Annotated in this window: 10 protein-coding genes and 1 pseudogene; 4 read left to right on the top strand and 7 right to left on the bottom strand. The window is 40.9% G+C overall.

What is annotated here, in order from left to right:
- Positions 1 to 175: 175 nt before the first annotated feature.
- Positions 176 to 385: a TOBE domain-containing protein gene (locus N5852_RS01845; protein ID WP_262098675.1), complete on the top strand. Its 210-nt coding sequence runs from the start codon at positions 176 to 178 to the stop codon at positions 383 to 385.
- Between the two features lie 526 nt (positions 386 to 911).
- Here the strand turns inward: N5852_RS01845 and N5852_RS01840 are convergent.
- From N5852_RS01840 to N5852_RS01830, 3 genes are all read right to left on the bottom strand, one after another.
- The gene (locus N5852_RS01840) at positions 912 to 2,150 is read right to left on the bottom strand and encodes a saccharopine dehydrogenase family protein (RefSeq protein WP_262098674.1); all 1,239 of its coding nucleotides are present in this window, start codon (positions 2,148 to 2,150) and stop codon (positions 912 to 914) included.
- Positions 2,151 to 2,413: 263 nt separating this feature from the next.
- A complete protein-coding gene (nspC, locus tag N5852_RS01835; RefSeq protein WP_262098673.1) occupies positions 2,414 to 3,526 on the bottom strand; it encodes a carboxynorspermidine decarboxylase in 1,113 nt (370 codons plus the stop codon).
- A 183-nt stretch (positions 3,527 to 3,709) separates the two neighbouring features.
- Entirely contained in the window at positions 3,710 to 4,621 is a 912-nt protein-coding gene (locus tag N5852_RS01830) for a DMT family transporter (protein WP_410004241.1), read from the bottom strand.
- Positions 4,622 to 5,006: 385 nt separating this feature from the next.
- On the opposite strand from N5852_RS01830, the gene ettA reads away from it, so the two are divergent.
- Positions 5,007 to 6,656, top strand: a complete 1,650-nt coding sequence (gene ettA / locus N5852_RS01825; RefSeq protein ID WP_262098671.1) for an energy-dependent translational throttle protein EttA — start codon at positions 5,007 to 5,009, stop codon at positions 6,654 to 6,656.
- A 173-nt stretch (positions 6,657 to 6,829) separates the two neighbouring features.
- Positions 6,830 to 7,336, top strand: coding sequence for a hypothetical protein (locus N5852_RS01820; protein WP_262098670.1), 507 nt, complete (start codon positions 6,830 to 6,832; stop codon positions 7,334 to 7,336).
- Between the two features lies 1 nt (position 7,337).
- Here N5852_RS01820 and N5852_RS01815 read toward each other — a convergent pair whose 3' ends face one another.
- The 3 genes and pseudogenes from N5852_RS01815 to N5852_RS01805 all read right to left on the bottom strand — a co-directional run.
- On the bottom strand, positions 7,338 to 8,615 hold the full coding sequence (locus tag N5852_RS01815) for an NAD(P)/FAD-dependent oxidoreductase (protein ID WP_262098668.1): 1,278 nt from the start codon (positions 8,613 to 8,615) through the stop codon (positions 7,338 to 7,340).
- 9 nt (positions 8,616 to 8,624) lie between these two features.
- A complete protein-coding gene (locus N5852_RS01810; RefSeq protein ID WP_262098667.1) occupies positions 8,625 to 10,049 on the bottom strand; it encodes a glutamine synthetase family protein in 1,425 nt (474 codons plus the stop codon).
- 361 nt (positions 10,050 to 10,410) lie between these two features.
- A pseudogene (locus N5852_RS01805) lies at positions 10,411 to 10,746 on the bottom strand (transposase); the annotation flags it as partial.
- Between the two features lie 74 nt (positions 10,747 to 10,820).
- Here N5852_RS01805 and N5852_RS01800 point away from each other — a divergent pair.
- A complete protein-coding gene (locus N5852_RS01800; RefSeq protein WP_262098666.1) occupies positions 10,821 to 11,336 on the top strand; it encodes a hypothetical protein in 516 nt (171 codons plus the stop codon).
- 15 nt (positions 11,337 to 11,351) lie between these two features.
- Here N5852_RS01800 and queE read toward each other — a convergent pair whose 3' ends face one another.
- Positions 11,352 to 12,074: a 7-carboxy-7-deazaguanine synthase QueE gene (gene queE / locus N5852_RS01795; protein WP_262098665.1), complete on the bottom strand. Its 723-nt coding sequence runs from the start codon at positions 12,072 to 12,074 to the stop codon at positions 11,352 to 11,354.
- Between the last annotated feature and the right edge of the window lie 12 nt (positions 12,075 to 12,086).

The following is a 12,086-nucleotide window of genomic DNA, read 5'->3' as shown; positions in this document are numbered from 1 at the left end:
TAAATCGTTATAACGCTAAGATAATGAGACAAATTGTCATTATTTATTTTTTAATACACCCTTGTCTTTTCTATAAAGGCTACTATATATCGCTCAAATAAGAGAATTATTGAATTTGTGTTTTTCATGATTGTTAAAATGTTTAACACGTATATTTTGCAAACAGGATAGTAAAATGAAAATTAGTGCCCGTAATGTTCTAAAAGGTAAAATTGTTGAAATTAAAAAAGGTGCAACCACTGCCCATGTACGCCTTGATGTTAACGGCACTATCGTGACTGCATCAATCACCAATGAATCTGTTGACGATCTACAATTGACCGTTGGCATGGAAGCTGCTGCAGTTGTTAAGTCATCTGATGTAATGATTGCAGTTGCTGACTAAGCACCTAAAATATCGCAATTTCTATAATTAATGTGCAAGGTTGGATAGTTTAATCTGGCCTTGTTGCATTTTGTAACATGAAAAGCAATTAGAGCTACAATAGACTTAGACTATTAAAAACTTGTGGCACAAATTTTTTAAAAATCCCAATTCTTGCCAACCATTTACATCCCAAGGACTAAGCCCCCTATCATCTGCCAATACTATAGTTTTGCTAGCCTTATAAAAGATAGTTTTTGGGCAGCGCACAATATTGCTTGGGTCACGCAATGCGTTTTCCATGTCTTTTTGGCGCTTTGATGAGCATTGGCCACATAGCAACATAAAATCTTCACTATTACCAGTAAAGACGCAATCATAAATATCATCGGGTTTGACAACAAGGTGGCAGCAAACGGATTTAATCTGCTAATAATCATAATGCCAATTTGCTTGCATTTTTCCCTAACCTAAAAAATCAAAAACCCCATTAGATTTTGATCTAACAGGGTTATTGAAAATATGTAAATTGTAAAAAGGCTAAAATTTAAAGCTCTAATGGCTTATCATTTTCGCCTTCTTTAATGCGAGTTGGCAAACCCATTTTATCAAGCAATGCTAAAAAAGGCTGCGGTGCTAATTCTTCAATATTAGCCATGGTTTTAACATCCCATTCGCCGGTTGCAACCAATAATGCGGCAGCTGCGGCTGGAACACCAGCAGTGTAAGAAATACCCTGCGCACCTGTTTCATCATAAGCTTCACGATGGTCGGCAACATTATAGATGAAAACTTCGCGCTCTTTACCGTCCTTTTTACCCTTAACAAGGTCACCAATGCAAGTTTTACCGGTATAATCAGGTGCAAGTGATGATGGATCAGGCAAGACAGCCTTCACCACTTTAAGCGGCACAACTTCCAAACCTTCAGCTGTTTTAACTGGCTGTTCAGACAACAGACCAAGATTTTTTAAAACATTAAATACCGTTATATAACGCTCACCAAACCCCATCCAGAAGCGAATATTTGGCACATCAAGATTTTTAGACAAGGAATGAATTTCATCATGCCCTGTCATATAGGTTGTGCTGGTGCCAACAACCGGTAAATCCCAATCCTTGCGCACTTCAAACATCTGGTTAGATGTCCAATTATTATCCTGCCAAGACCAAACTTGACCAGTAAATTCACGGAAGTTGATTTCAGGATCAAAATTTGTAGCAAACCAGCGACCGTGGCTTCCCGCATTAATATCAATAATATCAATCGATTCCATCGTATCAAAATAATTGTCACGCGCTAAAGCAGCATAGGCATTAACAACACCAGGATCAAACCCTGCACCAAGAATTGCGGTAACACCGGCTTTCTCACATTCCTCACGGCGTGGCCATTCATAATTGCCATACCAAGGTGGAGTTTCGCAAATCTTCAATTGGTCTTCATGGATCGCTGTATCAATATAGGCAACCTTTGCCTCAACACAGGCAGACAGTACCGACATATTCAAAAAGGCAGAGCCAACATTGATAACAATTTCAATATTGTTATTTTTAATCAGCTCAACCGTTGCCGCAACATTCATGGCATCAAGGCTATGGGCTTTGAAAACTCCATCAACTTTCATGGAATTTTTTTCTTTGACCGAAGCAATGATGATCTCACATTTTGCAATTCTACGTGATGCAATATGAAGATCGCCAAGAATATCGTTATTTTGAGCACATTTATGGGCAACTACCTGTGCCACCCCGCCGGCGCCAATAATCAGGACATTCTTTTTCATTCCCGGTTTATCTCCTTATAGCTTGCTATCAATGGTTATGAAATATCCATGCTGGCACCATGCCAATCAATATTTCAGTGAGGTTTAAGGGTTTTTAAAAGCGCATAGCGCATATTTAAAAACCCTTCTAATATAACATGGTCAACTTATCAAGATTGCGATTTACTCTGTTATCTTGATAAGCAATTTAGTCAACTTTATTAACCCATTTACGCGATATTATTTCACATTTTCGCATATGGCATTTAAGTTACAATTTCATGTCAAGAAAGACTGGTCATATAATCATTATAATTAAATTCGCGCTGTACACGAATACTACCATCCAATTCCTTAATGGCAATTGCTGGCATATTAACACCATTAAACCAATTTTTCTTAACCATTGTATAGCCAGCAGCATCTTGCACCGATAGACGGTCGCCAATTTTCAACTTTTCAGGAAATTGATAGGTGCCAAAAATATCACCAGCAAGACAAGATTTGCCGCAAACCATAATTTCATGCGGGCCAATATTTGGCAGGATCTTGGCATTTTCGCGATAGATTAGCAAATCCAGCATATGCGCTTCAATTGACGAATCGACAATTGCCAAATCCTTACCATTATTAAGCACATCCAACACAGTAACTTCCAATGTGGTGGAACGCGTAATCGAAGCCTCGCCCGGCTCAAGAAAAACTGTAACATTATGCGTGTCAGAAAAACGCTTCAAGCGATCCGCCAGCGCATCAATTGGATAACCCTCACCAGTAAAGTGAATGCCGCCACCAAGGCTGATCCAATCAACATGATTAAATAGCGAACCAAAACGCTGTTCAATTTCACCAAGCATACGGTCAAAAAGCGCAAAATCACCATTTTCACAATTATTGTGAATCATAAAGCCGCTAATTTGATCAAGCACGGTTTCAATTTTTTTGGCATCCCATTCGCCAAGGCGACTAAAGGGGCGCGCAGGATCAGCCAAATCAAAACTTGATGAACTCATTTGCGGATTTAAACGCAAACCACGCTTAATAGAAGATGATTGCTCACTAAAGCGATTCAGTTGGCTGATAGAATTAAAAATCATTTTATCGGCATAAGAAATAGCTTCATCAATTTCATGATCAGCCCAAGCAACCGAATAGGCATGCGTTTCTTTACCAAATTTTTCGCGACCTAGCTTTAACTCATAAAGCGAAGAAGATGTGGTACCATCCATATAATCGCGCATAAAATCAAACACCGACCAAGTGGCAAAACATTTCAATGCAAGAAGCGCCTTTGCGCCCGATTTTTCGCGCAATTTGGCAATAAGCTCCATATTACGGACAAGTTTCGACTTATCAATAAGATAATAGGGCGTGTTAATCGCTGCTACATCTGTCATTTGCGTTTTCCACCACTTCTTCAAAAGCGAAAATCTATAATTATTCCATTAAAGTGTCATATAGGCATTTATCCTCAAAAGGGCAAACCAAGTTTCACCCTTTCAGAGTTTTCCAAGCTTTTATAAGTCTATCAGCTCCATGTGAAAATTAAAATACTAGACAAGTATTTTGCTCAAAAGGCACTAATGAGTGATATTGGGCACATCTGATTTTGGAATATGATCGGTAACCACCTTTTTGCGGTGAAAGATGAAAAGGCCAGCAAGAACAATAATTCCAGCGCCTAGCAAAATCATCGCATCAGGATAATGTTTAAAGACAACAATATCGAAAACAATCCCCCAAAGCAGCATGGTATATTGCAAAGGTGCAAGTACCGAGGCTGGTGCCATTTTAAGCGATCGCGAAATAAGTAAATGCGCAATGCAAGCAACAATTCCCAACAATAAAAGCGAAATAGATTGCGAAAAATCTGGCGTTTGCCAATGGCCAATAATCATGAACAAGCCAATCACCAGTGCAATACTATTTTGCCAAGCAACCGATACGGTATCACTGGTTGAACGTAATGAGCGCCCTAAAATTAGCACAAAAGTAAAGCAAAAACTGCTAAACAAGGCAAAGGCTGATGGAAGCGAAATCATATTGGTTGATGGGCGCATCGCAATAACAACCCCAACAAAGCCAATACAAATAGCAAGCCACCGCCGCCAAGCAATTCTTTCACCAAGGAAAAAATGCGAAAAGACCGCAACATAAATGGGTACAGCCATATAAAAGGTCATAACATCGGTTAATGGCAAATAAATCAGTGCCGAATAAAAGAATATGGCATCACCTAGCGAGCATAGTCCCCTTAAGGCGAGTAAATAAGGACGTGGCGGCTTTATAATATCTTGCGGCTTCTTTTGGCTAAGCATTGGCGTTAAAATAATAAAAGCGCCAATTGATCTAAAAACAATCAATTGGCCAACAGCAAAGCCTTGTACCAAAACTTTACCCATTGTGTCATTAGCGGCAAACATAAATTGCCCCAAAATCATCAAAATAACACCCAATGCAATAGAATTTGCCGTAAAGGATGGCCGCTTCAATTTCATGTCAATCTCCACGCTTTATCATGGCCATTTGACTTGACCAACTGATTGGATGCAGCTTAATTTGATTTTTCTAATCATCAATAATAGTTCTAATATTCTTTTAACCAGCGCTACAAAAAAAACAAATGAAAAGCAAATAAATTCAGCTTGATGTAGACTTACAAAATTAATCGCATTGACCAACTGGTGGGGCAAGAAAATGCTCTTTAGAAATTCACCCAATTCTCAGGTAATATAGACCATATTGATATTTTTTACTCTCAAGAGATTGTTCAACTCAATGATTAAAGCTATATAGAGACAAATGCAATTTTTTAAATAGATAACCTGCTGACCAAAAGTCTCGTGGGTTATTGCTTTATGGAGTAATAGCGGAGCTATGGCGCGCCAATTTATTTATCATATGGCCGGACTAAATAAGTCTTACGGCAATAAGAAAATCCTTGAAAATGTTCATCTTTCTTTTTACCCAGACGCTAAAATTGGTATCCTTGGTCCCAATGGCGCTGGTAAATCGACCATTTTGCGCATTATGGCAGGTTATGACAAAGAATATAGCGGCGAAGCTTGGCTCGCTGAAGGTGCAACTTGTGGCTATTTATCGCAAGAGCCTGAACTAGATCCTGCAAAAAATGTCCGTGAAAACGTCATGGAAGGCGTTGCCGACAAACAAGCTATTCTTGATCGCTATAATGAATTAATGATGAATTATTCCGATGAGACAGCCGACGAAGGTGCAAAGCTGCAAGATATTATTGACAGCCAAAATCTTTGGGACCTTGATTCGCAGGTTGAAATGGCGATGGAAGCTTTGCGCTGTCCGCCAGCCGATGCTGACGTTACTAAATTATCGGGTGGTGAAAGACGCCGCGTTGCACTTTGCCGCTTGCTACTTTCCAAGCCCGATCTACTACTGCTTGACGAACCAACCAACCACTTAGATGCTGAAACAACATCTTGGCTTGAAAAGCATTTACGTGAATATGAAGGCTCAGTTTTGATCATTACCCATGATCGCTACTTCCTTGATAATGTTACCAATTGGATTTTGGAACTTGATCGCGGTAATAGTATTCCTTATGAGGGCAATTATACCGCTTATCTTGATGCAAAAGCCAAACGTATGGCACAAGAAGGCCGTGAAGAAGATGCACGCCTAAAAGCTCTTGCCCGTGAGCAAGCGTGGATGGCAGCCAGCCCAAAAGCCCGTCAATCGAAATCAAAGGCACGTATTAAGGCCTATGACGAATTGGTTGAAGCTGCTGAAAAACGCCGCCCAGGCGATGCGCAAATCATTATCCCTGTTGGTGAACGCTTAGGACAAGTGGTTATCGAGTTTGATGGCATTTCCAAAGGCTATGGCGAACGCTTACTGATTGATGATTTAACATTCAAGCTTCCTCCCGGCGGTATTGTTGGTGTTATCGGTGCCAATGGTGCTGGTAAAACTACATTGTTCCGCATGATTACCGGCCAAGAAAAGCCCGATAGCGGTTCCATCCGCATTGGTGATACAGTTGATCTTGGCTATGTTGACCAAAGCCGCGATACGCTTGATGGTAATAAAAATGTTTGGGAAGAGATTTCCGGCGGCAATGATATTATCAAGCTTGGTAAATTTGAAATGAATAGCCGCGCCTATTGCGGTGCTTTCAATTTTAAAGGCGGCGATCAACAGCAAAAAGTTGGCAACCTTTCCGGTGGTCAGCGTAACCGCGTACATTTGGCTAAAATGCTTAAAGCTGGTGGCAATGTATTGCTTCTCGATGAGCCAACCAACGATCTAGATACCGAAACCTTGGCAGCGCTTGAAGATGCTTTGGAGAATTTCGCTGGCTGCGCTGTTATCATCAGCCATGATCGTATGTTCTTGGATCGCTTGGCAACTCATATTCTTGCCTTTGAAGGCGACAGCCATGTTGAATGGTTTGAGGGTAACTTTGCCGATTATGAAGCAGATAAAATCCGTCGTTTAGGACCTGAAAGTGTTAATCCGCGCCGCGTAACCTATAAGCCACTAACACGCTAAACTTATTAAAGCTTGTAAAAATTAAAACGCTGGTCAAAATTTGGCCAGCGTTTTTTTATGATATTTTACAGGTAATCAAGTTAATGTTAGCACGAAATTGAAATGACTTCCTTCCATTTCAATTTAAAGCCCTAAATTAGATTTAAGAGAATGTTTTTAAATTAGGGTGTCTTATGGCTAAGTGGATTGAAGTAAATGACAAAATGCAAACAGGCTATAAATATCAACTAGTTTGTGCGGCTGGTAAAGATTTTCATCCTGATTTTCAACCACAATTGACCCCAGCAGAAATGCTGGAGCTTGGGGTAATGGGCGGCAAATATATGACCGATTGTAGGGAAGAATTTCCCAAAAGCTGGTTTGATAATGCCAAATTATCACCCGAAAAGAAGAACGCAAAACTTAACTACTTTGGCGTTATGGCAGGAAAACCGCTATCCTATTGGCAGCAAAAAGGTTGGATTTATGAAGATGATCCACGCGGTTGGTTTCAATGGTATTGTCGCTATTATCAAGGACGCCGATTAGAAAAAGAAGATGCACGACAGATTAAACGCTGGCGGCTAATGAAACGCCATCAAACGCAATTGCGTAACAATTGTGAAGAAGGCGATCCTTTTTGCCGTCCGCGCCAACGCCAAGCTTTGTTACAATGGGCCTATGATAGCCGCAAAATATAATTTATAGCCTATCTAGAAGTGCAAACCAGCTTAGGCCAAGATAAAGCAGGGCGCTTCGTAAAGCGCCACCTGGAAAACCAGAAATTTTAAGATCGCGCATAATATCAAGGCGATCTTTTTTGCCCAATATGGCTTGCGCATAAAGATAGCCAAAAAAATGCGATAGCATAACGCCGTGCCCTGAATAGCCACCGCAAAAGGTAATACCGGGCTCCACTTCACGCACATAGGGCATACGCTCAACGGTTATAGCAACAGTGCCACCCCAAACATGGGTTAACTCAATATCCTTTAAATCAGGATAAATTTGGGTTAATTGCTTGCGCACCGATGCCGTCATATCACGGCCATCAGGGGTGCCATAGGCTTCACTGCCACCAAAAAGCAAACGATTATCAGGCGTTTTTCGAAAATAGCGCACGACAAAGCGTGAATCATCCACCGCTTCAAAACCGGGTAAAATCGACGTATTATCGCTTAGTGGAACAGTTGAACCGATAAAACTACGAATTGGCAAAACATGCGCCTGCGCCTTATCATTAATTTTGCCACCATAGCCATTGGTAGCAATTAAAACACGCTTTGCACGAATAGTTCCTTGCTCAGTTTCAATAATGATATTGGTGCCATTGCGCGTTATAGATAAAGCCGTTGTGCGCTCATAAAGCGCAGCACCATTATTATGGGCAGCATTGGCAGTACCAATCACCAACTTTAGCGGATGAATATGCCCCGTTCCCATATCACGCACACCACCATAATAATGGTTCGTGCCAAGACGCTCACTTGTTTCATTCTTATCCATAAATTGCAAGTGATTATAGCCATAGCGCGCCATATTATCGACATGGCTCTTATAATCATCAAGGTAACGCGGCTTATGGGCAACGGATAATTGACCGGGCAAATAATCTATTTCAAAATCATGTTTGCTAACAAAATTATGGATATAGGGCTTGGCTTCCTCGGCCAAATCAAACAAGGCCTTAGCGCGTTCAAAACCATATTGTTTTTCAAGATCTTCGACCCAACGGCGTTGACCGGTGCCAAATTGCCCACCATTACGGCCAGATGCGCCCGCACCAAAGCGGCGCGCATCAATAACAATAGTCGACACATTATTTTCAGCTAAATGACATGCCGCCGAAAGACCGGTAAAGCCACCACCAATAATGGCAACATCACATTGATGGTCGCCTTGTAATATTGGATAGCGCGGACGCTCATCTACGCTTTGCGCATACCATGAAATTCCCGGCGACATTGCATCTTGTTGCATAAATTAGCCTCACACATTCAGCAATAAATATTCCCGTTCCCACGGGCTGATAACCTCCATAAAGGTTTCATATTCTTGCCTTTTGATCGCAGCATAGGTTGCAACAAATGTATGACCTAAAACATCGCGAAGCTCGGTATCTGCTTCAAAAAGACTAACCGCATCAATAAGGCCGCGCGGCAATTCAATATCATCGGCATTGACTGTTTCTGTCGCTGGCTCATCCGGTTTTAGCTTTTGTCTTAAACCGATAAGACCACAAGCAAGGGAGGCAGCAAGCGCAAGATAAGGATTAGCATCCGATGATGGAATACGATTTTCAACACGGCGCGCTTCGGGGCCAGAACGTGGTACACGAAAAGCGGTGGTGCGATTATCATAGCCCCAACGCAAATTCACCGGTGCCGAAACATCAGGAATAAGCCGGCGATAGGAATTAACATAAGGGGCAAGCATCACCAAAGCGCTGGCCATATGTTTTTGTAAACCACCAAGGAAGTGAAAAAATGCTTCACTTTCACTGCCATCAGGATTGGAGAAAATATTTTGTCCTGTTGCAATATCAACAATTGATTGGTGAATATGCATAGCTGACCCCGGCTGACCTTGAATAGGCTTAGCCATAAAAGTTGCATACATATCATGTTTAAACGCCGCTTCACGAATAGTGCGCTTGAATAAAAACACCTGATCGGCAAGCTCTATCGGATTGCCATGGCGCAAATTAATCTCGAGCTGTCCTGCCCCTTCTTCGTGAATGAGCGTATCGATTTCCAAGCCCTGCGCTTCAGAAAAATGATAAATATCGTCAATCAACTCATCAAATTCATTTACACCAGCAATAGAATAGCCCTGACCACCACCAATCGGGCGACCCGAGCGGCCAACTGGCGGCGTTAGTGGATAATCTGGATCAGGATTGGTGCAAACAAGATAGAATTCAATTTCTGGTGCAACAATCGGCTTTAAACCAAGTTCGGTATAGGCATTGATGACCGAGCGTAAAACATTACGCGGTGTAAATTCGGCATAGCCGCCTTCTTGATAAACAAGATCGCAAATCACCTGCGCGGTGGGATCGCTTTCCCACGGCACAACGGATAGTGTCGAAAGATCAGGAACGAGTTTTAAATCACCATCATTTTCCGGAAAGAAAAAGCCATGACCATCTTCTGGATAGTCGCCAGAAATGGTTGCCATAAACACAGCGGACGGCAAAGCAAGGGATGTATCAGAATTAAATTTTTTGGTTGGCATCATCTTGCCGCGCGCAACACCAGCTTGATCAGGAGTGATACACTCAATATCCTCGATCTTGCGATAGGCAAGCCAATCAGCAGCTTGCTTATGGTTTTTTGCGCCAGATAGCGCTTTAATATGCGGCTTTAAATTTTGTTCTTTTGAGCGTGACTTCTTTTTATCGGAAGCAGACATGAGGGCTTTGGCCTTAAAAATTTGAGTTATTCACCTTTTACCATATGTGCAGTGGCTTGTCGAATTGGTCAAGGCTTGAAACAATAAATCTCTTTTTATTTTATTCCATATGACCAACGTTAGCGAATAAGATCTATAATGCTAAATAACATATTCAGTATTAAACCACACACAGAATGGGAACTGTTATTTCGAAAAAAGGTCTTCTGCATAACATAAATTTAGTCCTTGCTTTAAAAACTAAGTTGACATACCAAAACAACTTGCTTGAACCTTAATCATGTTTATATTGAATCAACGTAAAGATTTTATGCGGATACGCTTGATTGATCAAAAACAACTTATTCATCAAGGATCTTGCCTAGTTAAGCGGGTTTAATCTTAGATATTGTAGCAAGTTTTTGCTTTATCGGAAGATCGGTTATTAAATCTCCATTCACTTGTCTTTAGGTGTAAATGGAACGTCTTTTCAGGAATTGCTTTGAATTTGGTGAGCCTTACTTTTGCTAATCCCCAAAATCCTTCAATACCATTGATATGAACACGCCCCCTTGCAAATTCATCTTTGCAAATGGTCAACACGCAAATGCCCATAACCAAAATCAACCAAGCCATCATATCCGCGCCATTCATCAGAATTTATGACCGAAGCAATATCTACCTTTCCCCAAATAATGCCCTGTAGCGTCGCTTTTGAGCTGTTTACTCAGCCAATCCTATCTTTCATGATGTTTTTTTACTTTCCAATGTAAATTAGGACTTAAAAATTTGATGAAGCTTTTATTGTCATTTTCTATTTTAAGCTATTTGTGTTCGCTATTATCATTTATACGAACATGGAACTCAAGTTATCGATATGCAGATTTTTATTATAGTCAAGATATCTTTGTTGAAGGCTATGATTTCCCCTGTCTTGTTATAGGTGATGAAGCCATAAGGGACATTTTTATTTATTATATGCCAATTGCCATCATTGGCCTATTCATTTTTAGTATCGTTGCCTTATATCATTTATTTAAAAAAGACTTCACCGCTTTTTTCTATGTCGCATTTTTAGGTGGCGCAAATATCGCAATTATCATCATTGCTTTAATAATAACCCGTTCAGTCCTATCTATTGCAGACGAAATTGGTAATATTTGCGTATACAACCAAGCGAATTCACTGCCTTGCCTAACGCTCACCCCTAGCTTTATCACCATTTATTCGATCAGCTTTTTAGTAGCACTTATCCTTATTGGCTTTTTGAATAAATTGGTATTTTCTAAAATGACAAAAACTATTTAGGGTCCTGCCCCTAAGCTAAACGCCACGTTTATTACCCCATATCAACACATGTAATTGCGGCAAGACATGGGCTTTAAACCAACCATCAAGGCAGACACGGTCAATCAGCCATTCCATGCGATTTAATATGCCATTAGTATCAATTTCACCATCAATATCTTGCGGTTGCGGCGGCGTGTGATTGCCCGGCTGCAAATAAATATCAATATCACAAAATTCATCACCAATGGATCGCGCAAATTGGTAATCTACATCATCAAAAACGACAAATTTTAAAACGACTTTGGTATTTTTAGCAGCTTTTATAGCAGATTTTAAAATAGTGCGGTCGCATTGCATTTTACTGGATGGTGGTTTGGGGCTTAAAACCAGCCAATCAAGATCTTTAAACCATGGCTTAACAATAGAGCCTTGCGTTTCCATGGCAAAGGAATGGCCGCGCTCCTTGCCGGTATGAATAAGATTGTCAAGCGGTTGAATAGCAGGATTGCCACCCGATAAGGACACCATAATTGGACGACCATTGGATAATTTTTCAACTTCATTTAATATGGTGTGGCTTGTCATTGGCTGCCATTGCTGGCGGTAGCTACTTTCAACCGCATAAAGCGTATCACACCAATCGCAGCGATAATCGCAGCCACCCGTGCGCACAAAAACCGTTGGCATGCCAATCAGCACGCCCTCACCTTGAATGGTGGGGCCAAAAATTTCGCAAATGCGAATTGTATCCGTCATTGATCAACCACC

Source organism: Bartonella sp. HY328, from assembly GCF_025449335.1.
Taxonomy (GTDB): domain Bacteria; phylum Pseudomonadota; class Alphaproteobacteria; order Rhizobiales; family Rhizobiaceae; genus HY038.
Note: the sequence above shows the minus strand (reverse complement) of the source record. Positions and strands in the feature narration are given on the sequence as shown.

Coding starts and splice junctions, on each gene's coding strand:
- N5852_RS01845 (WP_262098675.1), top strand. CDS start 176: ATGAAAATTAGTGCCCGTAATGTTCTAAAAGGTAAAATTGTTGAAATT.
- N5852_RS01840 (WP_262098674.1), bottom strand. CDS start 2,150: ATGAAAAAGAATGTCCTGATTATTGGCGCCGGCGGGGTGGCACAGGTA.
- nspC (WP_262098673.1), bottom strand. CDS start 3,526: ATGACAGATGTAGCAGCGATTAACACGCCCTATTATCTTATTGATAAG.
- ettA (WP_262098671.1), top strand. CDS start 5,007: ATGGCGCGCCAATTTATTTATCATATGGCCGGACTAAATAAGTCTTAC.
- N5852_RS01820 (WP_262098670.1), top strand. CDS start 6,830: ATGGCTAAGTGGATTGAAGTAAATGACAAAATGCAAACAGGCTATAAA.
- N5852_RS01815 (WP_262098668.1), bottom strand. CDS start 8,615: ATGCAACAAGATGCAATGTCGCCGGGAATTTCATGGTATGCGCAAAGC.
- N5852_RS01810 (WP_262098667.1), bottom strand. CDS start 10,049: ATGTCTGCTTCCGATAAAAAGAAGTCACGCTCAAAAGAACAAAATTTA.
- N5852_RS01800 (WP_262098666.1), top strand. CDS start 10,821: ATGAAGCTTTTATTGTCATTTTCTATTTTAAGCTATTTGTGTTCGCTA.
- queE (WP_262098665.1), bottom strand. CDS start 12,074: ATGACGGATACAATTCGCATTTGCGAAATTTTTGGCCCCACCATTCAA.